The sequence below is a fragment of the Leucobacter sp. USHLN153 genome (assembly GCF_037145615.1).
GTDB lineage: Bacteria > Actinomycetota > Actinomycetes > Actinomycetales > Microbacteriaceae > Leucobacter.
On record NZ_JBBCXE010000003.1, the window covers coordinates 441,622 to 463,942 of the forward strand.

Consider the following 22,321-nt stretch of genomic DNA (forward strand, 5'->3'; position numbering starts at 1 on the left):
GGTGCCCGTGGCGCCGACCGCTTCGAGCGGTGCTGCGCGAACCTGAGGGACTCCACCGAATCTCGTCGTGTGCAGCCTGCTGCATGGTGCGCCAAGTAGCGTGGCCCTTAGCGATCGGCAAACGCCTGTGGCTCGACCAGGACCCCGAGGGGGCGTCCGCAACGGAAGCAGGTGCCGCTCATGTCGGTGACTCCTACTCTGGAACTCAGCGGGCTCGGTCCGCTTCGCCCGACGCGGGCCCGGGCCGAGGATTTCCCGCCCGTCGCGAAGGCTTACTCCCGCGTGTCCGAGGTTGTTCGGGAATCCGGGCTGCTGCGGCGCGCGCACGGCTTCTACGCGACCGTCGGTGTCGCGATCGCGCTGGCGCTGGGAGGCGCCATCACCGGTTTCGTGCTGCTGGGGGACAGCTGGTTTCAGCTGCTCATTGCAGCTGCGCTCGGGATCATCTTCACGCAGACCGCCTTCCTCGCTCATGAGGCGGCGCACCGTCAGATCCTCTCGCTCGGGCCCGCGAATGATCGGCTCGCTCGCGTGCTCGCGGGGTCGATCGGTATGAGCTACTCCTGGTGGGACTCGAAGCACTCGCGGCACCACTCGAACCCGAACCGCGTCGGGAAGGATCCCGACATCGAGGTCGACACCATCTCATTCATCGAGGAGGACGCCGTCGAGGCGCGGGGCCTGCGACGCGCGATCACGCGCCGACAGGGCTGGTTCTTCTTTCCGCTGCTGATGCTCGAGGGGCTGAACCTGCACTTCCACAGCTTCCGTCACCTGTTCGGTCGTGAGCCCGTCAAGGGTCGCTGGACCGAGCTCGCGATCATCTTCGGGCGGTTCGCCGCGCTGCTCGTGCCCGTGTTTCTCCTGCTGCCCGTAGGCATGGCGTTCGCGTTCCTCGGTGTGCAGCTCGCCGTGTTCGGCGTCTACATGGGGGCCTCGTTCGCGCCGAACCACAAGGGCATGCCCGTGATCGCGCACGACGCCAAGCTGGACTTCTTCAGCAAGCAGGTACGCACCTCGCGCAACATCCGCGGCGGCTGGTGGGCGACGTTGCTCATGGGCGGACTCAACTACCAGGTCGAGCACCACCTCTTCCCGAGCATGTCGCGGCCGTTCCTCTCAAAGGCTCGGGTCATCGTGCGCGAGCACTGCGACAACCTGGGCGTGCCCTACACGGAGACCTCGCTGATCCGCTCCTACGGCATCGTGATCGAGTACCTCAACCGCGTCGGCCTCGCCGCGCGCGACCCCTTCGACTGCCCCATCTCGGCGCAGTACCGCCGCGCGTAGGTCGGCGTCACCCCGCGGCACGCGCGGCGTCCTGCGCGTTCGGCCGATCCGCCGCCCTCGGCGCGCGTGGACTCGCGCGCGCTGGCCGATCCGCCGCCCTACCCCTACCCGAGCGTCTTTGCTGTGCCCGAGCGTCTTTCTGCCCCAAAGACGCTCGGGCACCGCAAAGATCCTCATTCTCGCGGCCTCGGTTGCGGGCTCGCACATAGTTGATCGAGGCGGGAGAGGTCAACCGCCTATCCGGCAGCGAGTGCACGGGGCAGACTGAGCGGGTCGCTCCGGGTCAGCGTGTACCCCATATACCGTCACCGCAGCGGCGCCGCGCCCCTCCGCAGATTTTTCGGAGGGGCGCTTCTCGTTTCCGGGGCGAGGGCGCCCAGCGCCCGGTCAGGCCTTCGGTGTGCGCTGGAAGAGCAGGCCGAACAGCAGGGTCGCGCAGAAGAGGATCGCGGCGACGATCCCCAGCCACAGCAGCGCCTTCACCACGAACCCGATGATCGACAGCACGAGCCAGATCCCGAGCAAGATACCGAGTATTTTCCACATGCAGCCACGATAGGCGGATCGGCCGCGCGCCGACACCCGCTTGCGCTCCGCGGAATCCGCGTTTATCGCGCTTCGCCCGTTTAGAAGAGCGTGTTGTGGTCTTCCATGCCGCGCATCGCGTCGTAGTCGAGCAGCAGGCAGCGGATCCCCCGATCCTCTGCCAGGGTGCGCGCCTGCGGCTTGATCTCCTGTGCCGCGAAGATGCCCGTCACCGGCGCGAGCTTGGGGTCGCGGTTCATGAGTTCGAGGTATCGCGTGAGCTGCTCGACGCCGTCGATGCCTCCGCGGCGCTTGATTTCGATGGCGACGGATCCGCCACTCGCGTCCTTTGCCAGGATGTCGACCGGGCCGATCGCGGTCATGTATTCGCGTCGCACGAGGGTGTGCCCCTCGCCCGCGAGTTCGATCTGCTCCGCGAGGAGCTCCTGCAGGTGAGCCTCGACGCCGTCCTTGATGAGCCCCGGGTCAACACCGAGGTCGTGCGAGGAGTCATGGAAAAATTCGAAGATCGAGACGACGAGCTTGTCGGCGGTCTTCTTGTGAGTCACCTGCCACGCTTCGACGATGCCGGCGTTCGTCTGCTCCTCGTCGAGCTCGAGCGTGGCGTGGGAGCAGGGCGGGCTCATCCAGTTCAGCGGCTTGTAGGAGCCGCCGTCGGAGTGGACGAGGATGCTGCCGTCGTTCTTGAGCATGAGCACCCGCTTGGCGCGCGGCAGGTGCGCCGACAAGCGTCCCGCGTAGTCAACGGAGCAGTCTGCAACAACGATTCGCACCCGCAGGAGTTTACCGGCTCATCGCGGGCGCTGCCTCCGGCTCGCGCGCCACCCGCGCCGTCAGCCCGACGATTGCGGCGAAGACCGCCAGCGACCAGAAGGCTTGCAGCAGCCCGATGTGCTCCCCGAGAAAGCCGAAGCTCATCGGCCCGAGCAGAAATGCGGTGTACGCGATCGCAGACACGGCCGCGACATCGCGGGTCGCCGTCTCGGGGTTGTCAGCGGCGGCGGAGATGCCGATCGGGAATCCGAAGGCGCACCCTACGCCCCAGAGGATCGCCCCGACCGCTGCCGCCCACGAGAACGGGATGGCGATCACGGACACGAGCCCGAGGATCACGAGTACCGCGCCGGCTCGAAGCACGAGCACGCGGCCGAACCTTGCGAGGATCATCGAGCCTGACAGACGCGTCACCGTCATCGAGACGAAGAATGCGCCGAGCACGAGCGCTCCTGTCTCGTTCGTAAAGCCGCGGCCGTCGATGAGGGCGAGGGGCAACCAATCGCTCGCTGCGCCCTCGGCCAGCGACATGGACATCGCAATCAGGCCGATGACCAGGATGCGCGGGTGCCGCCAGGGGGAGTAGGTCCGCAGGGAAGGTGCGTGCGAGGTGTCGGCCTGCGCCACTACTGGGACCGGGCCCGTGTGAGTGGTCGGGCCCGTGTGCGCACTCGGCGCGGCCTCGCCCTCGAGAGCGCCATCGCCGCCGGTGTTGCCTACGGGCAACGCGCGCAGTGCGAAGAGCGCGACGACAAGAATCACCGCGTAGGTGACTCCGACGTGGACGGGCACGATGATCCCGGCGGACTCAGCGAGGGCCGAGAGCCCCATAGCGCTGACGGACCCGAGGCTGTATGCGCCATGCAGTTGGGGCATGCGCGGCTTGCCGAGGGCGCGCTCGGCCGATGCTCCGCTGACGTTCATCGCGACGTCCGAGGTGCCGAAGTTGAGGCCGTAGAGCACGAGGCAGATGACCCCCGGCACCGTCAGGCCGAACCAGAGCAGGATCATGGCCGCGGGGAGCGCGATCGCCTGACCAGTGATGCCGATCGTGAGGGTTCGGCGAGGCCCGAGCCACGACACCGTGCGCCCTGCGAAAACCAGACCGGTGAGCGAACCGAGCGCGAGCGCGAGACCGAGCCAGCTCATCTGCAGGGTCGAGGCACCGAGGTGATCACGCAGGCCGGGGAGCCTGCCGAGCCAACTGCCGAATCCGACACCGAGTAGTGCGAAAATAACCAGCACCCCTCGGGTCCAGCGGACGGCGAATCGCGGGGCGATCGAGCGGGGCACAGTGCTCCTGACCGGGTTCATGGGACCGAAAGTTTCAGCGTAGCAAGCGTCAGATCGGAGCGCTATGCGCCGCGAAACTGCGCTTCGCGCGCCGCGCCACTCAGGTCGCGAACCGCGCGCTTCACGGGCCACGCTGCGTCGTCGCCTGCGCGCCCGCACTCGATTGCGTGTCTGCCGTCTCAGACCCCCAATCTCACCCAGCGGTCGCCTCGCGCGCGGAGCCCGAGCGCGACCGCCCGCGCGGCCATGTAGATGAACGAGAAGCTGGCCGTTAGCGCTACGAGGCTCGATGCACCCGGAGCGACGAGCGCAGTGGCCGCCCAGAGCAGCGGAAGGTAGACGGCGACGCCCGCGAGGCTGGTCCACGCCAGATAGCGAGCATCACCCGCCCCCATCAGCACCCCATCAAGCACGAAGACGAAGCCCCCGAGCGGTAACGAAGCGCCGAGCACGACGAGCGCGGCGGGGAGCAGCGCGAGCACATCGCCGTCGGACGTGAAGGCACGGCCGACGAGCGGGCTCGCGAGGATCAGCGCGGCGCCGACCACAACCCCGCTCCCGACGCCCCACAGCATCGTGCGCCGCACCACGGCCTTCGCGCGCGCTGCATCTCGCGAACCGAGCGCATCACCGATCAGCGCTTGTGCGGCGATGGCGAGCGCGTCGAGAGCGAATGCCGCGGTCGTAAAAATTGTGAACACGACCTGGTAGCCGGCAGTAACAGTGGTGCCGTGCGATGCGGCGGCAAGAACGGTCGCAAGAAAAGCCGCGCGCAGTCCGAGCGTGCGAACAAAGAGCCAGCCTCCGCTGCGCCCGACGCTCGCGAGGCCACCGTGGTGGGGGAGTGGCCCCACGCCAGCCCGCCGCGCGTGACGCGCCACCACGACGAGGTAGGCCCCCACCATCGCCCACTGCGCCAGAACGGTGCCCCAAGCGCTTCCCGCGATTCCGAGCCCCAGGCCGTAGATGAACCAGGCGTTGAGCACTGCGTTCAGTGCGAAACCGATTGTCGCCACCACGAGCGGGGTCTTCGTGTCTTGCAATCCGCGCAGCAGCCCGCTCGCCGCGTAGACGACGAGCATCGCGGGAATGCCGAGGCACGAGATGGTGAGGTACGTCGTCGCCTGAGCGGACGCGCCCGACCCGGCGCCGAATGCCTCGACCAGCGGGCGACTCGCGGCCCACATCGCGCCGCCGACCGCGACGCCGATGCCGAGCGCGAGCCATAACCCATCAACGCCGGCCTGCACGGCGCCGCGAAGGTCGCCCGCGCCGCGCCGCCGCGCGACGAGCGGGGTCGTCGCGTACGCGAGGAACACCATGAGTCCCACGGCGGTCTGCAGGATCGAGCCGGCAATCGCGAGGCCCGCCAATGGCTCCGCGCCGAGATGACCGATGAGGGCGGAGTCGACGATGAGGAAGAGCGGCTCGGCAATGAGCGCGCCCAGCGCCGGAATCGCGAGGTTCGCGATGCTCCGGTCGATGGCGCGTCGCTCTGCGCGGGCTGCGGTGAGGGGCATGCGTCAACGCTATCCGGTGGCTCCGACATTGACCGACGACATCGACTGGCACCCTCCCGCGTCAGTGTCGGAGGCCCCCAGTAGGGTTGAACGTATGAGCAACGCAGCAGTCTCCGGAATCGATCTCGCCGAACTCGATCCTGCGGTGCGGCCGCAAGACGACCTGTATCGCCACGTCAACGGGAAGTGGATCGATCGCACCGAAATCCCCTCCGATAAGGCGCGCTACGGCTCGTTCGCGGTCCTCGCGGAAAATGCGGAGGAGGCGGTGCGCGACATCATCACGGGCACCGAAGCACCCGCGGCCGGCTCCGGCGCTGAAACCGAAGCAGATAAGGTCGCAGCGCTGTACGCGAGCTTCATGGACGTTGAGCGCGTCGATCGGCTGGGTGCCGAGCCGATCGCCGGCGATCTCGAACGGGCGCGATCGATCTCTTCGATCGGCGAGCTGCTCAATGAAATCGCGAGCCTCGAACGCCAGGGGCTCGCCGGGCTGTACGGCATGTACATCGACAACGACCCGGGCAACCCCGAGCGGTACATCGCGTTCGTGATGCAGGGCGGGCTCGGGCTCCCCGATGAGTCGTACTACCGCGAGGAGCAGTTCGCGCAGATCCGAGAGCAGTACCGCGCGCACATCTCGCGCATGCTGACGCTCGCTGGTGTCGAGGCGGCGGATCGACTCGCCGAACTCACCTACGAACTTGAGCGCCGCATGGCCGCGTGCCACTGGGACAACGTGGTGAGCCGCGACATTCAGAAGATGTACAACCTGCGCTCGCTCGCCGAGCTGCAGCAGCTCACGCCCCAGTTCGACTGGTCGGCGTATCTCGATGCGCTCGGCGCACCCGAGTCCGCCTTCGCCGAGGTCGTTGCCGCGCAGCCCGACGCGCTCGAGGGCATGGCGGAATTGCTCGTCGACGACGAGCTCGAAGCTTGGAAGGCGTGGCTCGTCTGGAATATCGTGCGCTCCTCGGCTGCGCTCCTCTCGCAGGAGATGTCGCGAGCGAACTTCGATTTCTACGGCACCGCACTCACCGGCGCACCCGAGCAGCGCGAGCGCTGGCGGCGCGGCGTCTCCTTCGTCGAAGGCTCGATGGGTGAGGCCGTGGGCCGCCTCTACGTCGAGCGGCATTTCGACGAGAGCGCGAAGTCGGAGATGGACGAGCTCGTGGGCCACCTCATCGAGGCGTACCGTGACTCGATCGAGCAGCTCGAGTGGATGAGCCCGGAGACTCGCAAGCGGGCCCTCGACAAGCTCGAGCGCTTCACCCCGAAGATCGGGTACCCCGTGAAGTGGCGCGACTACTCGGCGCTCCAGGTGGATTCCGGCGACCTGCTCGGCAACTCGCGCCGCGTTGCCGAGTTCGAGTTCGAGCGCGAGGTGGGCAAGCTCGGCCGGCCGATCGACCGCGACGAGTGGTTCATGACTCCGCAGACGGTCAACGCCTACTACAACCCCGGCTTCAACGAGATCGTTTTTCCCGCAGCCATTCTGCAGCCGCCGTTCTTCGATGTGACTTGGGACGCGGCCGCGAACTTCGGCGCGATCGGCGCGGTCATCGGTCACGAGATCGGGCACGGGTTCGACGACCAGGGCTCGCGCTACGACGGCGACGGCCGGCTCACCGACTGGTGGACGGAAGAGGATCGCGAGGCGTTCGAGCGCCTCACCGGTGCGCTGATCGGCCAGTACAACGAGCTCTCTCCCGAGGGCGCTGACGGCAAAACGGTGAACGGCGAGCTGACGATCGGCGAGAACATCGGCGATCTTTCGGGCCTCGAGATCGCTTGGAAGGCGTATCTGCACTCGCTCGGCGGCGAAGAGCCGCCCGTGATCGACGGCCTCACCGGGGCGCAGCGCTTCTTCCTCTCCTGGGCGCAGGCCTGGCAGCAGAAGTCGCGTCCGGAAGAAATCGTGCGACTGCTGACGATCGATCCGCACTCGCCGAACGAGTTCCGCTGCAATCAGATCGTGCGCAACCTTGCCCCGTTCCATGCGGCGTTCGATACGAAGCCCGGTGACAAGCTGTGGCTCGACCCGGCCGAGCGCGTTTCGATCTGGTAGGTGCGAGTCGGGTGGCGACCCTCCCGCGGATCGCCACCCGCTGCTTCCGCTGAGCCGTTTCCGGCGGCAGAGCCACTAGTGGCCGATCAGGCCGCTGAGCCGCCTTCGCGCTCCGAGGGGTCACCGGCGGTCGGCGACGCGTAGCGCGGCGGTGCGTACTGCGGCGGTGCATACTGCGGCGGTGCGTACTGCGGCGGTGCGTACTGCGGGAGCTCATACTGCGACGGTGCGTACCGCTGCGATGTGTACTGCTGCGGAGCGAGTCCCCCATCGATCACCGGCTCGAGCGCGGTCGGGAGCACGGACGGCGCGGGGCCGAACGCCTCCTGCGCGGCGCGGATGACGCGGCGGGCCAGGAGGTGGTTTCCGGTGCCACCGACCATGGCCCCGATCCCGAACGGAAGCACCTTACCCACGACGGACGCACCTCCGATGCCCGCCAGCCGATGCATGAACGTCTTCTTGAGACGGTCGAGTAGGGGCCCGACGGCGTAGCGGGGAAGCGCCGAGGTGACCATTTTTCCCCAGTAGTCCCGGCGCGTGCCGCCCCCGCCGACCGCCTGCAGCGTGACCTGTCGCACGAGGTCGGCGCCCTCCCGGCCGAGCATGAGCGCGAGCACGAGGGCGCGAGTGCGCTCCGGATCCGTGCTCGCGATGCCGTGCACCTCGGCGACCGAGTGCGCGAAGAGTGCCGTCGCCTCGACGAATCCGACCGTCTCCGCGCTCGCCAGCCCGAGCGCGATGCCAGTGCCGACAGCGGGAATCACGGCGGCGGCCCCGACGCCCGCGCCGCCGGCCGTCACGGTGGCGAGGTAGCGCACCTCGAGCACGTGCACGATTTGATCGGGCGTCGCGGTCGGGTACTTCTTCCGGATGCGCCGCAGGTGCGCGAGCACCGGAGGACGCTGCACGGCGAGGAGTCGATCGAGCGAACGTTCGACAACGGGGCGGGGCTCGCCAGCCTTCTGCTTGCGGGGCTGCACGATGCGGGCGGCGAGGCGCTCGCGGCGGGACAGTTTCGGCATGCGGTCAGCGTAGGGCACGCGCCTGCGAGCGAACGCCCCCTTGCGGCGCCGTCGCGCGCCTGGCACGGCGGCACCGCATCGACCCCGCCGGGTCGTGGGATCGAGGTAACTTTCGACGCGTGTCGCTTACTGCGCGGCCGAAACACGCGTCGAAAGTTACCCCGGCCGCAGGGTGGGGAGGAGTGGGCGCGGAGCGCTCGCTACGCGTGGGCCGCGCAGCGGGCGCCAGCGTGCTCGGCGCACACGACGAAGCGGCTCTTGCATGCGGGGTCGGCGCAGTTGACGATGCTGCGCGACGGCGCCTCGCACATGCGGCACCGGCCGATCACCTCGGCGCCCGGGGCGAAGTCGATCGACTCGCGCCCGTCGAAGACGGCGAGCGATCCCTCCCACAGTCCGTCGTTGCCGAAGGCCTCGCCGTACTTCATGATGCCGCCGTCGACCTGATACACCTCGCCGAAGCCGCGATCCCGCATGGCCGCCGAGAGGATCTCGCAGCGGATCCCTCCCGTGCAGTAGGTCACGACGGGCCGGCCCTTCAGCTCGTCAAAGGCGCCCGAGTCGATCTGCTCGATGAAGTCGTGAGTCGTTCGAGTCTCCGGCACGACAGCGCCGCGGAAGCGCCCGATCTCCGCCTCCCACGCGTTTCGCCCGTCGAAAAACACGACGTCATCACCGCGCTCCGCAACGAGCTCGTTGACCTCCTGCGGCGACAGGTGCCGCCCGCCACCCACGACGCCATCGGCATCGACGCGGGTCTCCTCGGGGATACCGAAGGCCACGAGCTCGTCGCGAACCTTCACGCTGAGTCGGGGGAAGTCGGTGATCCGCTTCCAACGCGGCGCGCGATCCACGCCGTGCAGCGGCTCAGCGGGCCCGTCGACCAGGGCCGTTCCCTCGCTCCACTTCGCCTCGAGGCCCCCGAACGGGCCGTACTCGCGCGTGCGCCGGAGGTATTGCTTGCAGGCGTCGAGCTCGCCACCGACGGTGCCATTGATGCCATGGGGCGAAACGATGATGCGGCCCCGGAGTCCCAGCGATTCGCAAAGTTCCCGCTGCCAGAGGCGCACGGCCTCGGGATCGGCGACGGGGGCGAACACGTAATACAGCAGTATCTTCGGCTCACTCACCCATTCATCGTACGCGCGCCGCTGCGTGCGGCCCTGCGTGCGCGGCTCGGCCCGCGCCTCGGCCCCGTCCGCGCCCCGGCCCCCTCCCTCCTGCCCCCGAGCCCCGGGCATCCTCACCGAAGAGACGCGAACGGCCGCTTCGTTCGACGCGAACCGGCCACTCGCGTCTCATGGCAGAGAGAGTAGGCGGGACGAGAGCGTCAGGCGGGCCGATCGTGGTCCGATTGCGGACGGTTGGGAACACCCGCTTGACCTTCACGCGGCGTCAACCTTTACCTTGGGACTGCAGGCACGGAGAACGCGTCGAGCACAACAGCGATGAGCCAGGAGAGGACGGAAGCGATGGGAAAGAGCGCTGGCGCAGCGAGCGGATCGGGCGCGCGCAGAACACCGAACTCGTCGGGCTCTCCGATCACGCCGACCACGCCGGGCACGCCGGCCGCGACATCCAAACGGGCCGCGCCGGCCGCACCGAAACTCCGCAGCGTCCAGGAGGTCGCGCGAGCGTCGGGCACCACCTCGCGCACGCTCCGGCACTACGACGAGATCGGGCTCGTGCCGCCCACGCGCATCGGGTCGAACGGCTATCGCTACTACGACGACCGGGCGCTCGTCCGCCTCCAGCGCGTGCTGCTGCTCCGGGAGCTCGGCCTCGGGCTCGACGCGATCGCCCGCGTGATCGCGGCACAAGACGAACAAGCGGAGCAACCGGCGCACGTCACTCCGGCGTCGCCACGGCAGAACGCACGAGGGGCGGCGGATCGCGTGGCGTCGACCACCGAGGCCGAAATCCTGCAGTCTCACCTCGACATCCTGCGCCGCGAACGCGCTCGCATCACCACCCAGATCGGCGCTGTGCAGCGCACCATCGATGCGCTCACGCGGACGACAAACCCCGACCACGAAGGAGACCTCATGACCGAGAACATGTTCGAAGGATTCGACCACACCGTCCACCGTGAGGAGGTGGAGCGCCGCTGGGGTTCGGAGGCCTACGCGTCGGGCGATCGCTGGTGGCGCCGCATGAGCGAAGCGGAGCGCGCCGGTTGGCAGGAGCGGAGCGCGCGGCTCGGTGCCGACTGGATCGCCGCCGCGGAACGCGGCACCGACCCCGCCTCGCCCGAGGCGCAGGAGCTGGCCGACCGCCACGTGGACTGGCTGCGCAGCATCCCGGGCACGCCCGCCGCGCGTCCGGGCGCCACGGATGAGGAGCTCGCCGCATACGTGTGCGGCCTCGGCGACATGTACGTCGCCGACGAGCGCTTCGCGGCGAACTACGGCGGCACGAGGGGCGCAGTGTTCGTGCGCGACGCGCTGCGAAGCTACACCGAGAGCAACTTGCGGGCCGACGCGTAGGCGTCGAGCTCATCGCGCACCGGAGCGTCGAAAATGCGGCTCGGCCCGGTTCCGCCATCGTCGGCCGCCCAGCCAGGGTCGCCTGACTCCGCGAACGCGACGAGCGTCCCGTGCACGGCGTCCGCGAGCGCCTGCGGCGGGCGGGCACCCGCGACGCGCTCCACCCCCGCCGCGTCGAGCCGGTCGAACACGAACGGCACATCGACGCAGTGGCCCGCGTGGTGCGGTGCGCCCAACTCCGACTCGGGGGCGTGCCACGCAAAGCGATAACTCCAGGTCGCGCCCGAGGCAGGCGACGCCGAGCGAGCCCCCGCAACCCGGGGCACCCAGCTACGGAACACCGCGTCGGTGGCGTACCGACCGACGAGCACGACGCTGCTCTCGGTGGCGATCGCTTCGGGATCCGCGAGCCAGCGATCCGCCGCCGCGCCGTCCGCCCCGAGCGCGCGCAGGACCCCGCGACGCGGCAGGTGATCGAGCAGCGGCCTCGGCGGGAACATGCCGACCAGCTCGTCGTCGGCGCTCCCGAGCACGAGGGGGACGCCGGCGTTCGGTCCGTGAGCGACCGACGCGAGTGTGTCGCCCGGCACCACGTCCCCGTCGGCGATGGGGCCGATCATGAGCCCGCTGCGGAGCATGCCGTGCAGGTCGCGGAGGAGGTGCGGTGCTGCGGGGGCCGTGATCCGCCGCTCGAGTTCGAGGAGTCGCGCCTCGGGGATCGTCGACAGTCCGTCGACATCGCCGATGACGCGGGCGACCCGCGCGAGAGCCCGCGTGCGCTCGGCGGCAGCGGCGACGGATGGATCCGCAATCGCCGCCGACATCGCGTAACCGCCGCAGAAGAGGCCCCGCGCAGCCGGCACGCCGAGCAGGGTGAGCACTGCGCCGCCCCCGGCGGATTGGCCGGCAATGGTCACGCGATCCGCATCGCCACCGAACGCAGCGATGTTGCGCTGCACCCACTCGAGCGCCGCCACCCAGTCGAGCACGCCGCGGTTCGCAGTGGTGCCCTCGATCCAACCGAAGCCGGTGAAGCCGAGCCGGTATGACAGTGAGACGAACACGACCCCGTCGCGCGCGAACGTGCAGCCGTCGTACCAGGGGCTCGCGGGCGAGCCGGAGATGTATCCGCCGCCGTGGATCCACACGACGACCGGAAGCCGCGCTGCGGGCGAGGGATCGGGCGTCCAGACATTGACGCTCAGCGTGTCGTCGCCCGGAATCGAGTGCTCGGGGATCAGTGTGATGCCGCGCTCGCCGCGCTGCGGCGTGGGGCCGAACTCCACAGTCTCGCGCACGCCATCCCAAGCGCGGGGTGCGCTGGGAGCAGCGAAGCGGCGCGCACCGACCGGGGGAGCGGCGTACGGGATCCCGCGGAAGACCGCGACCGCGCCCGCAGCGACACCAGCGCCAGCGTCGGGACCAGCACCAGCACCAGCGCCGCTACCCCGCCAGCCACCTACCGCTTCCCACGCGCCGCGCACGCTCCCGCGCTCCGTGCGAACCTCGGGAGGTCGCATCCCATCAGCGCTCGGTGCCACCACGCCAGGCGCCGCTCAGACCCGCGCCTGGTCCTCGACCCGCGCCTGCGAGAAGTCCTGCGCGCGTTGCGCCTCGTCGATGCGATGCTGCTGCTCAGGGGTGCGAGCGAGGGGAGGAATCACCTCGTGCTGGTCGTTCACGATGACGACGTCGTGGTCGACGTGGTTGACCATCGCGTGAACGGCGTCGATGAAATCTTGACGGCGGATCGCGTCGAGCACCCGCGCGTGGTCGCGCTCCATCTCGGCGCCAGTTGCCACGTTCGCAAGACGACCGCGGTGCTCGGGCGTGCGCAGCCGATCGTTGATGCCCGCGTAGAGCGCCGCGAGGAGGCGGTTCTTCGCCGCGTCGAACACGAGGCGGTGGAATCGGCTGTCGAAGGCCGTATCGGCGTCGCCCGCGAAGCCGAGCACGGGGCAGCGCGTGCACCCGACCTCCTCGACCGCGGCGCGTTCGAGCGCGGCGACGTCTTCCTCGGTGCGGTGCAATGCGGCCTGCTGCGCCGCCTCGACCTCAAGCGCGCGGCGGTAGCTCAGGATCTCCTCCAGCGTGAAGTCGCTGAGGAACTCGTTGAGCAGCGTGCTCGTCGGGGCGGCCGAGCGCACGAAGGTGCCGCGTCCGGGCAGCGTCTCGAGCATGCCGATGCTCGCGAGCGAGCGCACGGCCTCGCGAACCGTCGAGCGACCCACTCCGGTCTGCTCCGCGAGCTCCGGCTCGATCGGGATGCGACCGCCGACCGGCCACTCGCCGGTGGTGATCTTGCGACGCAGGTAGGCGAGCGTCGCGCGTGCTCGATCTGACCCAGTGGTCGCTGCCATGGCCGCTCCGATTCTTCGGGCGCGAGATGCGCCGGTGCTGAGCACCCAGTATAACGAGCGGGATCCGCGCTCTCGTGCCGCAAACCCTGGTCTCGGCGGCCCGCGGAGCAATAGGCTGTGACCAGCAATGCAGAGCGAACGAGGGGGCGCGATGACGCAGGAACAGCAGGGTCGAGGGGCGATCAATCCGTACGCGGGGATGCGCCAGGTGCCGAGCTTCACGCTCGCGAGCGACGACATTCAAGACGGCGAACCGCTGCCCGCGGAGGTCTACGCAGACGCGGCCGGCGGCTCCAACCGCTCGCCGCATCTGCGGTGGTCGGGCTTCCCTGAGGGCACGAAGAGCTTCGCGATCACGTGCTTCGACCCGGATGCCCCGACAGGATCCGGCTTTTGGCACTGGGCCGTCGCGAACATTCCGGCGAGCGTGACCGAGATCGCCGCGGGCGCGGGCTCCCTCGCGGGCGCGCCGGGAAGCGAGCTGCTGCCCGAGGGCGCGCTCACGATCCCGAACGAGATGCGCGAACCCGCGTTCACCGGCGCAGCGCCGCCCGAGGGCACGGGCGTCCATCACTACTGGTTCGTGGTGCACGCGCTCAGCGAGGAGCGACTCGATCTCGACCCGGGCATGACGCCGGCCGCGATGGGCTTCACCATGCGAGAGGCCGTGCTCGCTCGCGCGATCATCGTCGCAACGGGAGAATACGGCGGGGCCGCGTAGAGCCGCGAAGGGCTGCGGCCGCGGGCAGGATCCGCGCAACGTGTCGATCACAAATACTGTGACCGGCGCGTGCGGCGTGCGCGCGACCGTCTACGATGATTGAATCGGCAATTTTCTGCCGATGTTCTCAGTCCGCCGGCGCGCTGATGCGGCGACGTTCCATCCGAAGGATTCGATACTCATGCGACAGACCTCGTTCCGCCGCCGTGCGCTCACCGTTGCCGGCCTCACCGCTGTGGCCGCGCTCACGCTGAGCGCCTGCTCCTCCGACGACGCGGGGAGCGGCGGAGACGCCGATGCGCCCCAGAGCGTCAAGATCGGCATCAGCCAGTTCGTGCAGCACCCCGCGCTCGACTCCGCGACGGAGGGGTTCAAGCAGGCCTTCATCGACGCGGGATACGTCGAGGGTGAAACGGTCGAGTTCGATGAGCAGAACGCGAACGCCGAGCAGGCGACCGCGGTCACCATCGCGCAGAGCTTCGCGACCTCCGACAACGATCTGATCCTCGCGGTCGCCACGCCGGCAGCGCAGGCAGCGGCGCAGGCGATCACCGACAAGCCGATCCTCTTCACCGCCGTCACTGACGCGGTCTCTGCTGAACTGGTCGATTCCAATGAGGCCCCCGGCGGTAACGTCACGGGCACGAGCGACCTCGCACCGCTCAACGAGCAGCTGAAGATGCTGCAGGAGATCGTGCCGGACGCGTCGAAGGTCGGCATCGTGTACGCCTCGGGCGAGGTGAACTCGGAGGTGCAGGTCAAGGCAGCCGAGGACGCCGCGAAGGATCTCGACCTCGAGATCGTCACCAAGACCGTCACGACGGCGAACGACATCGCGCAGGCGACCGAGGCCCTCGGCGACGTCGACGCGATCTACGTGCCCACCGACAACCTGGTCGTTTCGGGCATTGCATCGCTGGTGCAGGTGGCCGAAGAGAAGCAGATCCCCGTGATCGCCGCCGAGGCGGGAACCGTCGAGGGCGGCGCGGTCGCGACGCTCGGGATCGACTACACGGAGCTGGGCCACCAGACAGGCGAGCTCGCGATCAAGATTCTCGAGGACGATGCCGATCCGGCCGAGATGCCCGTCGAGGTCTCGAAGAGCTTCACCTACGTCGTGAACCCGGGCGCGGCAGAGCGCATGGGCGTCGAGATTCCGCAGGAGATCCTCGACCAGGCGGAGACCGTCGAGTAGTTCGGGCCTCCCCGAACACCTGTACACGAATCGAAGGATCACGCAATGATCGGCGCGCTCGAACTCGGCCTCATCTACGGGGTGATGGCACTCGGCGTCTACCTCACCTTCCGGGTGCTCAACTTCCCGGACCTGACGGTTGATGGGAGCTTCACGAGCGGCGCCGCCGTTGCCGCAGCGCTGATCACGAACGGTCACAGTCCCGTCCTCGCCACCCTCGCGGGCGCGGGGGCGGGGCTCGTCGCCGGCTTCATCACAGGGCTGCTGCACACGAAGGGCCGCATCGACGGCCTGCTCTCCGGAATCCTCACGATGATCGCGCTGTGGTCGATCAACCTGAGGATCATGGGAACGGCGAAGGAGGGGACCGCGGTCGCGGCGAACCTCCCGCTGCTCCGCGCGGAAACCGCGTTCACGCCGCTCCGCGACGCGGATCTGCTCGGCACGTGGGGCGGCGTCGCGGTCATCCTCGTCGCGGTGCTCGTGCTGAAGTTCATCGTCGACTGGTTCCTCTCGACGAACCTCGGCCTCGCCATTCAGGCGACGGGCGATAACGGGCCGATGATCCGCAGCTTCGGCGTCAGCACCGACCGCACGAAGATCCTCACGCTCGCACTCTCCAACGGCCTCGTGGGCCTCTGCGGGGCGCTGGTCGCGCAGTACCAGGGATTCGCCGACATCAGCATGGGCGTCGGCCTGATCCTCGTCGGCCTCGCCTCGGTCATTCTGGGACAGGCCATCTTCGGGCAGCGCTTCATCTGGCTCGCGAGTCTCGCGGTCGTGCTCGGGGCGGTCATCTACCGCCTCATCATTTTCTTCGCACTGCGCGCGGGCCTCGACCCGAACGACATGAAGCTCATCACCGCGGTGCTCGTGATCATCGCGCTGCTCCTGCCGCGATGGGGCTTCCTGCGGCGGATTCCGGCGCTGCGACGCAAGAACGGCAGTATCGCGCTCGAGAATCCGGGCGCTCCCGCGATGGCGGATCCCGCCCCGTCCGCCCCCGTGCCGGCCAGCGCCGGCGCCCCCGCGTCCAAGCCCGACACCACCGCTGGGAAGTAGTCGCATGCTCAACATCGACCGCATCGAGAAGACATTCTTCGCCGGCACCGTGAATGAGCGGCGAGCGCTCTCGGGCCTCAGCCTGCGCCTCGAAGAGGGCGACTTCGTCACCGTGATCGGCTCGAACGGGGCGGGCAAGTCAACGCTGCTCAATGCGATCTCGGGCCGCTACACCGTCGACTCCGGCAGCATCGAGATCGATGGCCGCCGCGTCAACAAGCTCAAGGAATATCAGCGAGCCAAGTACATCGGGCGCGTGTTCCAGGATCCGATGGCGGGTACGGCGCCAGACCTCACGATCGAACAGAATCTCGCGCTCGCCGTGCGCCGCGGGCAGGGCCGTGGCCTCGGGCTCGCGCTGAGTAAGTCACTGCGCGAGCGCTTCCGCGAGGAGCTGCGGTCGCTCGAGCTGGGCCTCGAATCGCGTTTGACCGCGAAGGTCGGGCTGCTCTCGGGCGGCCAGCGCCAGGCGCTCTCCCTGCTGATGGCCGGCTTCACTCATCCGAGCATCCTCCTGCTCGATGAGCACACGGCCGCGCTCGATCCGCAGCGTGCGGCGCTCGTCACGGAGCTCACGGGACGCATCGTGTCCCAGGGCAACCTCACCACGCTGATGGTGACGCACAACATGGAGCAGGCGCTGAAGCTCGGCAACCGGCTCATTATGATGCACGACGGCAATATCGTCTTCGAGGCGACCGCCGAGCAGAAGCGGAAGCTCACGGTGCCCGGTCTCCTCGAGGAGTTCGCGAAGATCAAGGGTGCGCAGCTCGACGATCGCGCGCTCCTCGCGTAGCGGCTGAGACTGAGACCGCCGGGCAGAGGTCGCTGGGCTGAAGCTGCGCGAGACGGTGAGCGCACCCGGCGTGCGCTCCCGAAATTCGGACGTGACCGCCTTACAGTGGGCGCATGGCACGTGAAGCGGTCGAGACGGCAACGTCGATCTGGAGCGCCGAGTCGGGGCGCACCGAGGAGCTCGTCGCCCAGTGGCTGGAAGCGGTGCGACAGGGCAGCGGCGCTGCTGAGTCGCGGGGGAGCGGCCACCTGCTCGACGGCCTTCGGCGTGATCCCGAAAGCTTCGAGTTCACCCGACGGCTCCTCGAGTTTGTAGCCGGCACCGATGACGCTTTCGCGTCGGCAATCGCGCTGCATGCGATGGCGCGCGAGGCCCCGGAATCGATGCCCTCGCGCGACCGACTTGCCGTTCGCGCCGGCGGTGCCGCCTCGCTCGGGCTGCCCTGGGCCGTGATGCCCGTGGCGCGAAAGTGGCTGCGAGACCGGGTGTCGGGTCTGGTGCTCGCGGCGAAGTTCCCGGACCCGGCGGGGCGCAGGATCGCCTCGGCCGGTCGGCTCTCCGCCCTCAATGAGGCGCTCCGGCGATTCACCGAGCTCGGCGTGAAACCGGTACTCGTTCCGCTCGGCGATGAGCCGCACGGTTCCCGCGCGGCCGCGGTCGAGGTCGCACGTCTCGCCGCGCTTGCCCGGCTTCCCCAGGTGACGCACCTCGTCGTCGACCTCGCTCGAATCGCGCCGGGCGGCAGCGACTGGTCGTTCGACTCGGACGTCACGCGCGCCGCTGCCGCCCTCGAACCCGTCCTGCGCGCCGCCGCGGAGCACTCCACGACGGTACATCTCGAGGCCCGGAGCGTGCGTTGGGCGCGGATGCTTCCGGACGTGACGATCCGCGCGCTCGTGGATCCCGAGTTCGATCGCGCCCGCGTCGGGGTGCGTCTGCTCGCTGAGCTTCCCGAATCGCGCGAGTTCTACGGCCGCTTGAGCCGGTGGGCCCAGCGGCGCGTGGCTGACGGCGGCGCTCCCGCCGAGGTTGTCATCGGTGTCGGGGGTGTTGCGGGCGCAGAGCGTATCGCGTCGATCGAGTCGGGACTGCCGGTGCCGGTGCTCGAAGACCCGATCGAGGTGACGGCGCAGCTCCTCCGGCTCGCCGAACTCGCGTTGCACCCGGCACGCGCGGCGGTGCTGCGACCCGTCATCGCGACGGAAGACGTCCACGTACTCGCGGGGGTCGTCGCCTGTGCGGAGGCCCTCGGCTCGGCGGAACTCTACGCACTGCAGCTCCGCAGCGGTGTCGCGCCCGGTCTCGCGGAAGCCCTGCGGAAGTCCGCGCGCGAGGTGCGCGTCTCGGTACCGGCGGTGCCTCCGAAGGAGTTCGGCGGCGCGCTCGATTTCCTCGTCTCGATCGCTGCGGAAGCTGCTGACCATGCATCAGCGATTTCGCGCCTGGAGGCGCTGGTGGCCTCGGGGGAGCAACCCGACGCCACCCTCGAGGACGCGACTCGCGCCTTCAGCATCGCATGTGCACGCGCGGCGGATCCGCCACCCTCGTCCCACCGCACGCAGCACCGAGCCCGCGAGTGGGATCCGAGCGAGCGCGATAGCGGGCTCTTCTATCGAGCGCCGGATGAGCCCACGCGCTTTGACACCGGCGGTCTCACCGCCGCGGTACTCGGCCTCACCCGCGGCTCCGAGGGAGAGTTCACGCTCGAACCCGTGGCACCGCCGCGCGCGATTCCGGTCGTGTCGGAATCCGGGTTTGCGAATGAGCCAAGCACCGATGCGACCGTCGCTGCCAACCGCGACTGGGTGCGCGAACTGCTGACCCGTGCGGCTGAGGACGCGCGTGAGGTCGATGAGCGGAACGCGACCGTCGCACTCTCACCGGCGGATTTGGACCCGGGAAGCGCCGCGGAGACAGCACGGGATCGAGCTGAAGTCTGGGCTGTACAGTCGCATCGTACCCGCGCGACGCGCCTGCGACGGGCCGCGCTCGCGGTGCTCGCGGCCAGAGACCGCCTGATTCGAAATCTCGCCCTCGAGTCCGGCGCTCCGGTGTCGCAGCTCGACGCCGAGGTCGATGGAATCGCCGATGCCGCCCGGTACTGCGCGCAGCTCGCCGAGGGTCTCGCGGCGGTGCGAGGGGCGACGTTCGTTCCCGATCGGCTTGTGCTCGTGGTCGCCGACGCCGCGACGCCGCTCTCGGTACAGGCCGAGTCCGTGTTCGCTGCGCTCGCAGCGGGAAGTGGTGTGATCTGGGCAGCACCGGGTTCACTGTCTCGGTCCGCTCATGCGCTGGTGGAGGAGTGCGAGGCCGGAGGGCTCACTCCGGGGGTCGTGCGTCTCGAAGTGACTGTCATCGGGCGCACCATTGCCGATCTCGCCGCTCACCCCGGTATCGATCGAGCGGTCGTGCTGGGTTCTCGAGACGATGCGAGGGAACTCTCGCGCAGCGGACCGGATCTCCGGGTCGAGGGTCGCTTTCGCGCGCGCGGCTCGATTCTCGTGACGCCCACGGCGGATCTCGATTGCGTTATCGAGGACATCGTGGCATCTGCATTCGCATGCTCAGCCGGAGATCCGCGGGCAGCGAGGCAGGTGCTCGTGCTCGGCAGCGTCGCCCGATCCCGAAGGTTCCGCGACGGGCTCGCGGACGCGGTGCGCTCGCTCCATCCCGGTGACATCGCGCGTCCGCGGGGCGGCGATCCACTTGCGTTCTCAGTGGGGCCATTGCCTGCCGAACCTTCAGCGTCGGGCCTGCGCGCATTGACGGAGCTCGATCGCGGTGAATCGTGGCTCGTTGAACCTCGGCGCCTCGACGAGGCCGGGCGACTGTGGAGTCCCGGGGTGCGGATCGGTGTCGCACCGTCGTCCACCTTCTGGAGCGACGCCCGGGACGTGCCGGTCATCGGTCTGTGCGCCGTGCATTCGCTCGCGGACGCCGTCGAAGCGCAGAACGCTGCCGGTGGTGGCGGTGTGGCCGCGATCCACTCCCATGATCAGGATGAGATCGCGGGGTGGTTGGAGACCGTCGAAGCCGCATCGCTTCTCGTGAACCGGACGACGACCGGCACGCGCATCGAGCGCCATCCTGGGGGCGGCTGGAACGAGGCGGGCATGGGGCTCGGCGGCCTGGCGGGCGGGCCGAACCGACTGGTCGCACTCGGAGCATGGCGGGTCCGCGCGGGAAGCCGCAGCGACACACTGCACCTGCGGGGGCTCGATCCTGAGGTGCGGGCGCTCATCGAATCGGCTCAGCCCGATCTCACGTACGAGGAGTTCGACGCCGTGCGCCGCGCCGCGCTCGCCGATGCCCTGGTGTGGCGCACGTCGCTCGGCGTGGATCGCGACCCGATCGGGCTGGGGATCGAACGCAACGTGATCCGCCACCACCCCGTGCCGACTCACGTGCGCCTCGCTGAGGGAGGGTCCGTGGCATCGCTTGTTCGGGTGGTCGCTGCCGCAATGCTGGTGCGGGCCCCGCTCACGATTTCGACCGGCGAGTTGCTTCCGCAGGGGATTGCGGCGTACCTCGAGCAGCGCGATGTGGAGGTGTCGCTCGAGCGAGACGACGCCTGGCTCGAGCGACTTGCGGTCGCGGGCCCGGTGAGCGCTGACGGGCGAGTTGCGCTGCGAGTGCGCCTGATCGACGGCAACCGGACGCAGGCGGTCGAGTGGCTCGGTCGACAGGATCACGTGGCCGTCTGGGCAGAACCGGTGACACTGGCTGGCCCGGTCGAGCTGCTCACGATGCTGCGCGAGCAGGCGGTTTCGGTGCGGGCCCATCGGCACGGGCTCGCGGTCTCAGCGCCGGGGCTCGACGCGGATATCGCCCCCTAGGAACGCCTGAGGCGCATGGGGGTGTGGGGAATCCCGTCCTCGAGGTACTCCTCACCGTCAGGCATGAAGCTGTAGCGGCCGTACCACTCCGTGAGATGCGACTGCGCGTGGAGCTCGACCTCGCGGCCCTCGCACGCCGCGATCGCGAGTTCGAGGAGTGCGCCGGCGATCCCGCGGCCGCGGAATGCGCGGGCGGTGACCACGCGACCGATACTGACAGTGCTGGGGAGCGTGGGATCGTGGGCAGCGTCGTCCGTCCCGCCCGCACGCTCGGGCAGGATCCGCACCGTAGCCGCGATAGCTCCGGACTCGTCCTCCGCCCAGAGCTGCCGCGCGGCCGGGTCCAGATCTCGGCCGTCGAGGTCGAGATACACGCAGTCCTGCTCGACGACGAATACGTCCTGGCGGAGCGCGGCTATGCGGTAGAACGTCGCGGTCGGAATGTCGGTGACGTGGGCGTTGTGGAACGTGAGGTCGGAGGGGAGGTTCGACATGCGTTCGATCCTCGCACGCGCCGCGCGCCCGCGGTTCGCAAACCCGCCGGTCTGAGGCGCCGATTTCCGTTTCGCGCGGTCGAGCAGGTAAAGTTTCTTCCTGGTCGCGTACGCGCAGCCAATGGCGGGTTACCCGAGCGGCCAAAGGGGGCTGACTGTAAATCAGCTGGCACTGCCTACGGGGGTTCGAATCCCTCACCCGCCACGGAACCGAAAGGCCCCGGCTCTTCGAGAAATATCTCGAGAGCTGGGGCCTTTTGCGTTGCTGCAATGCGCGAGCGAGCTGTTCTCTCGGGGGCGTGCGCAGTCTGTTCGGAGCGGTCGATCCCCGCGGTTTCAAGAGCCTCAGCTGAGACACGCCCGGGATGTGGGCCGCAATTGCCCGGGCCCCGGGATCCGCGTAATGTAATCCCTTGTCAGCGAGGCCGGGAACGGCGCGAAAGCCGCTCACCGCCTCGGACATCAGCTCTCACGAAACGGCCAAGAGCATGACTTGCAAAAGTCGTGTTTGAGCGTGTAAAGTGAGAGATCGATCTCGCCGCAAGGTGAACGTCCACGGGACGGTTTCACTTGGAGTGTTTACACTCCCGCGGATGATGACAGGTTGCTGTTCGGAGCCTCCTTGGGTGGGGGTGACGGGTGGTGTCTGGTCTTTGAGAACTCAATAGTGTGCACTTTTAATTGTCATATGCCAATTATTTAACAATCCCCGGCACCCGCCATCTGGTGGGTGTGGGAGATTCCTTTTTTGGATAACAACGAATCGTCAGATGTTGATGGTTTTGTTGCCAGATTGAACTCGCTCATGGGTGCTGGTTTTTCCCCAGCCCGGTGAGCATTCGTTTTTTACGGAGA

At 68.7% G+C, this 22,321-nt stretch carries 17 protein-coding genes and 1 tRNA gene; 9 read left to right on the plus strand and 9 right to left on the minus strand.

Going from position 1 to position 22,321, the window contains the following annotated elements; all coding sequences use genetic code 11:
- The first annotated feature begins 180 nt into the window (after positions 1-180).
- Positions 181-1,290, plus strand: a complete 1,110-nt coding sequence (locus WFH00_RS07830) for a fatty acid desaturase family protein (protein WP_336660195.1) — start codon at positions 181-183, stop codon at positions 1,288-1,290.
- A 387-nt stretch (positions 1,291-1,677) separates the two neighbouring features.
- On the opposite strand, the gene WFH00_RS07835 is transcribed toward WFH00_RS07830, so the two are convergent.
- The 4 genes from WFH00_RS07835 to WFH00_RS07850 all read right to left on the minus strand — a co-directional run bounded on the left by WFH00_RS07835 (position 1,678) and on the right by WFH00_RS07850 (position 5,423).
- Entirely contained in the window at positions 1,678-1,836 is a 159-nt protein-coding gene (locus WFH00_RS07835) for a hypothetical protein (RefSeq protein ID WP_336660196.1), read from the minus strand.
- A gap of 80 nt (positions 1,837-1,916) precedes the next feature.
- Positions 1,917-2,609 carry an endonuclease NucS gene (nucS, locus tag WFH00_RS07840; RefSeq protein ID WP_336660198.1) on the minus strand — a complete coding sequence of 231 codons (693 nt, stop codon included), beginning with the start codon at positions 2,607-2,609 and terminating at the stop codon, positions 1,917-1,919.
- A gap of 10 nt (positions 2,610-2,619) precedes the next feature.
- On the minus strand, positions 2,620-3,855 hold the full coding sequence (locus tag WFH00_RS07845) for an MFS transporter (protein ID WP_336660200.1): 1,236 nt from the start codon (positions 3,853-3,855) through the stop codon (positions 2,620-2,622).
- A gap of 227 nt (positions 3,856-4,082) precedes the next feature.
- Positions 4,083-5,423, minus strand: coding sequence for an MATE family efflux transporter (locus WFH00_RS07850; RefSeq protein ID WP_336660202.1), 1,341 nt, complete (start codon positions 5,421-5,423; stop codon positions 4,083-4,085).
- Positions 5,424-5,517: 94 nt separating this feature from the next.
- Here WFH00_RS07850 and WFH00_RS07855 point away from each other — a divergent pair, with 94 nt between their 5' ends.
- Positions 5,518-7,491 (plus strand): M13 family metallopeptidase, encoded by a 1,974-nt coding sequence (locus WFH00_RS07855; RefSeq protein ID WP_336660203.1) that lies wholly within the window; start codon positions 5,518-5,520, stop codon positions 7,489-7,491.
- A gap of 86 nt (positions 7,492-7,577) precedes the next feature.
- Here the strand turns inward: WFH00_RS07855 and WFH00_RS07860 are convergent, their stop codons facing one another.
- Both WFH00_RS07860 and WFH00_RS07865 read right to left on the minus strand, forming a co-directional pair.
- Positions 7,578-8,516, minus strand: coding sequence for a hypothetical protein (locus tag WFH00_RS07860; RefSeq protein ID WP_336660204.1), 939 nt, complete (start codon positions 8,514-8,516; stop codon positions 7,578-7,580).
- Between the two features lie 200 nt (positions 8,517-8,716).
- The gene (locus WFH00_RS07865) at positions 8,717-9,646 is read right to left on the minus strand and encodes a tRNA uridine(34) hydroxylase (RefSeq protein ID WP_336660205.1); all 930 of its coding nucleotides are present in this window, start codon (positions 9,644-9,646) and stop codon (positions 8,717-8,719) included.
- Between the two features lie 342 nt (positions 9,647-9,988).
- Here WFH00_RS07865 and WFH00_RS07870 point away from each other — a divergent pair, with 342 nt between their 5' ends.
- Positions 9,989-11,002: a MerR family transcriptional regulator gene (locus WFH00_RS07870; protein ID WP_336660206.1), complete on the plus strand. Its 1,014-nt coding sequence runs from the start codon at positions 9,989-9,991 to the stop codon at positions 11,000-11,002.
- Here WFH00_RS07870 and WFH00_RS07875 read toward each other — a convergent pair.
- Both WFH00_RS07875 and WFH00_RS07880 read right to left on the minus strand, forming a co-directional pair.
- Entirely contained in the window at positions 10,969-12,546 is a 1,578-nt protein-coding gene (locus tag WFH00_RS07875; RefSeq protein WP_336660209.1) for a carboxylesterase/lipase family protein, read from the minus strand. The two genes, WFH00_RS07870 and WFH00_RS07875, sit on opposite strands and share 34 nt — an antisense overlap.
- A 12-nt stretch (positions 12,547-12,558) precedes the next feature.
- A complete protein-coding gene (locus WFH00_RS07880; RefSeq protein ID WP_336660211.1) occupies positions 12,559-13,362 on the minus strand; it encodes a FadR/GntR family transcriptional regulator in 804 nt (267 codons plus the stop codon).
- A 151-nt stretch (positions 13,363-13,513) separates the two neighbouring features.
- Between WFH00_RS07880 and WFH00_RS07885 the strand changes: the two genes are divergently transcribed.
- The 5 genes from WFH00_RS07885 to WFH00_RS07905 all read left to right on the plus strand — a co-directional run bounded on the left by WFH00_RS07885 (position 13,514) and on the right by WFH00_RS07905 (position 20,972).
- On the plus strand, positions 13,514-14,083 hold the full coding sequence (locus WFH00_RS07885) for a YbhB/YbcL family Raf kinase inhibitor-like protein (RefSeq protein ID WP_336660212.1): 570 nt from the start codon (positions 13,514-13,516) through the stop codon (positions 14,081-14,083).
- Positions 14,084-14,264: 181 nt separating this feature from the next.
- Entirely contained in the window at positions 14,265-15,278 is a 1,014-nt protein-coding gene (locus WFH00_RS07890) for an ABC transporter substrate-binding protein (RefSeq protein WP_336660213.1), read from the plus strand.
- A 45-nt stretch (positions 15,279-15,323) separates the two neighbouring features.
- The gene (locus WFH00_RS07895; RefSeq protein WP_336660214.1) at positions 15,324-16,340 is read left to right on the plus strand and encodes an ABC transporter permease; all 1,017 of its coding nucleotides are present in this window, start codon (positions 15,324-15,326) and stop codon (positions 16,338-16,340) included.
- Positions 16,341-16,344: 4 nt separating this feature from the next.
- Complete coding sequence (locus WFH00_RS07900) at positions 16,345-17,136, plus strand: ABC transporter ATP-binding protein (protein ID WP_336660215.1); 792 nt, start codon at positions 16,345-16,347, stop codon at positions 17,134-17,136.
- 113 nt (positions 17,137-17,249) lie between these two features.
- Complete coding sequence (locus WFH00_RS07905) at positions 17,250-20,972, plus strand: proline dehydrogenase family protein (protein ID WP_336660216.1); 3,723 nt, start codon at positions 17,250-17,252, stop codon at positions 20,970-20,972.
- Here the strand turns inward: WFH00_RS07905 and WFH00_RS07910 are convergent.
- Positions 20,969-21,466, minus strand: coding sequence for a GNAT family N-acetyltransferase (locus tag WFH00_RS07910; protein ID WP_336660217.1), 498 nt, complete (start codon positions 21,464-21,466; stop codon positions 20,969-20,971). The genes WFH00_RS07905 and WFH00_RS07910 overlap by 4 nt on opposite strands.
- 123 nt (positions 21,467-21,589) lie before the next feature.
- Here WFH00_RS07910 and WFH00_RS07915 point away from each other — a divergent pair.
- Positions 21,590-21,671, plus strand: a tRNA-Tyr gene (locus WFH00_RS07915).
- The last annotated feature ends 650 nt before the right edge of the window (positions 21,672-22,321 follow it).

Coding starts and splice junctions, on each gene's coding strand:
- WFH00_RS07830 (WP_336660195.1), top strand. CDS start 181: ATGTCGGTGACTCCTACTCTGGAACTCAGCGGGCTCGGTCCGCTTCGC.
- WFH00_RS07835 (WP_336660196.1), bottom strand. CDS start 1,836: ATGTGGAAAATACTCGGTATCTTGCTCGGGATCTGGCTCGTGCTGTCG.
- WFH00_RS07850 (WP_336660202.1), bottom strand. CDS start 5,423: ATGCCCCTCACCGCAGCCCGCGCAGAGCGACGCGCCATCGACCGGAGC.
- WFH00_RS07855 (WP_336660203.1), top strand. CDS start 5,518: ATGAGCAACGCAGCAGTCTCCGGAATCGATCTCGCCGAACTCGATCCT.
- WFH00_RS07860 (WP_336660204.1), bottom strand. CDS start 8,516: ATGCCGAAACTGTCCCGCCGCGAGCGCCTCGCCGCCCGCATCGTGCAG.
- WFH00_RS07870 (WP_336660206.1), top strand. CDS start 9,989: ATGGGAAAGAGCGCTGGCGCAGCGAGCGGATCGGGCGCGCGCAGAACA.
- WFH00_RS07880 (WP_336660211.1), bottom strand. CDS start 13,362: ATGGCAGCGACCACTGGGTCAGATCGAGCACGCGCGACGCTCGCCTAC.
- WFH00_RS07885 (WP_336660212.1), top strand. CDS start 13,514: ATGACGCAGGAACAGCAGGGTCGAGGGGCGATCAATCCGTACGCGGGG.
- WFH00_RS07890 (WP_336660213.1), top strand. CDS start 14,265: ATGCGACAGACCTCGTTCCGCCGCCGTGCGCTCACCGTTGCCGGCCTC.
- WFH00_RS07895 (WP_336660214.1), top strand. CDS start 15,324: ATGATCGGCGCGCTCGAACTCGGCCTCATCTACGGGGTGATGGCACTC.
- WFH00_RS07900 (WP_336660215.1), top strand. CDS start 16,345: ATGCTCAACATCGACCGCATCGAGAAGACATTCTTCGCCGGCACCGTG.
- WFH00_RS07905 (WP_336660216.1), top strand. CDS start 17,250: ATGGCACGTGAAGCGGTCGAGACGGCAACGTCGATCTGGAGCGCCGAG.
- WFH00_RS07910 (WP_336660217.1), bottom strand. CDS start 21,466: ATGTCGAACCTCCCCTCCGACCTCACGTTCCACAACGCCCACGTCACC.